This window comes from Acinetobacter sp. YH16031 (assembly GCF_013417335.1).
Lineage (GTDB): Bacteria > Pseudomonadota > Gammaproteobacteria > Pseudomonadales > Moraxellaceae > Acinetobacter.
The window spans coordinates 1-1,783 of the sequence record NZ_VPED01000133.1 but is presented as its reverse complement, the minus strand read 5'-3'; the positions used below and the strand labels follow the sequence as shown (position 1 = coordinate 1,783).

General features: G+C 40.4%; 1 protein-coding gene, 1 pseudogene and 1 other annotated feature. Of the genes and pseudogenes, one reads left to right on the top strand and one right to left on the bottom strand.

Going from position 1 to position 1,783, the window contains the following annotated elements:
• Positions 1-32 precede the first annotated feature (32 nt).
• Positions 33-1,005, bottom strand: a pseudogene (locus FTV31_RS16615) (IS3 family transposase).
• Positions 600-716 (bottom strand) — a sequence feature (AL1L pseudoknot). (Overlaps the previous pseudogene by 117 nt.)
• On the opposite strand from FTV31_RS16615, the gene FTV31_RS16610 reads away from it, so the two are divergent.
• A complete protein-coding gene (locus tag FTV31_RS16610) occupies positions 958-1,374 on the top strand; it encodes a hypothetical protein (RefSeq protein ID WP_180015745.1) in 417 nt (138 codons plus the stop codon). The pseudogene FTV31_RS16615 and the gene FTV31_RS16610 overlap by 48 nt on opposite strands.
• Positions 1,375-1,783: the final 409 nt, after the last annotated feature.

Sequence of the window (1,783 nt, the reverse complement as noted above, 5' to 3'; positions counted from 1 at the left end):
GACTTGGAATTTCCCATCTGATTACTCCACGCTTACGAATATGAATTGCTACATTTTATCCGATTATCTTTTGCTTCGCAATGCGGCATGGGCGCACTCAGCGTTCCAGCCCCCTCTGCCGCCCTAAATGCTTGCTCCAATGCATCGAGCACCATATCTGTATTCATCCGTGTCGATACTTTCCATCCAACAATTGCTCGTGAGAACACATCAATAATAAATGCAGTATAAACCCAGCCTGAATTTGTTTGAATATACGTAAAGTCACTCACCCACAGTTGGTCAGGATGATCAGCAGTAAAATTACGTTTTACCAAGTCATCCGCTCGTTTTTGATCATCTCGGCTACGGGTGGTTTGTTTGTTCTTACCACGCCAAACACCTTTTATACCTAGCTTTTGCATTAATCGAGCAACAGTACAGCGCGCAATAATATAGCCTTCACGTTTCAGTTTTTGCCAGACTTTACGTACACCATACCGACCTGAACTTTCCTTCCAAATTCGTTTAATCTCCTCAGCATGATGCAAGTCATGTAAATCTCGCTTTGCTCGATGTTCTGGATTTTCACAGAGATCTAGAGTCCGGTAATAGGTTGAAGGTGCGATCGGTAAAATTCTACAAATCGCCTCGACTCCGTACAGCTCTTTATTATTATGGATAAAATCCACCATTATTTGTGTGGGCGGTCGAGCTCCGCCTGGGCGAAAAAAGCGGCTGCTTTACGTAGAATTTCATTGGCGCGTTGCAGTTCTTTATTTTCGCGTTCGAGTTGTTTGATACGTTCTTGGTCTGAAAGCTGCTGTACTTTAACTGGATTTTGTTTATCTAAATATTTTTGATACCAAACACGTAGTGTTTCAGGAGTACAACCCTTGCGCAGTATACTGCTCAGGGAGCAATAGCGGTGATCGCAGCCCAATTCGATGGATAATCTTTCTCGGATTCAATCAATAATTGAACCGCTCTTTCTCTGATTTCAGGGGTATATTTTACTTTTTTCATCGGGACATTCTCTCAGAAAGCTTGGTCTCCGACAAACCCGGTACGGTTCAAGGTGAGATTTCTAAAATATATGTAGACAAAAATTCAATCAAAACAGCACCAAATAATAATGATATTAGATATTTTTCTATAAAAGAAGTTCACTCAAATCCTAAAAATAATGTAGTGAAAAATAATTTAGCGATTGAATATTCACAAGGTCTTTTCTTGAGCCCATTTACTAATCAATGGGAACCTATTTTTCAAAGAGGCTATATTATTGGTACTCTAAAAACCTATGAATATTATAGCTATACAACTGTTTGCGATGATGTCAGAGGAAAATATTCTAATAACATTATTATTAATACAAACAGAATTGGATTTTAATAATAGCCTAAGCAGAACAAGCTTCTCAAAAGCTCTTCTATAAAAATATAAAAACCTATAAAAGCAAAAGCACATGCTCTCAACTTCTCAACTCGTTACCCAAGCGTCGCACTTCGTGCTTTGGCTTTGGTGAACGGTTGAGAGAGTTTCGGCAATACTCTCCCTAAAGGCGGTCATTTAAAAAAATGACACATCCTTTAAGTATTGCCGATTTACCGCATATTCTTTTGGCTTCGGAGCCACGTATATCGGTCGTATCCGCACATAGCTTTGCAGACTATGCAGACAAGGACTAAAGGTCTTGCACCTTCTCCCACGCGCTCCCTGTCGAAGTATGGCGGTATCTCTGCGAGGGTTTCCCCAACATGCAACTTAACCAACCTATACAGCTACTCTTAACGCTCCGCTT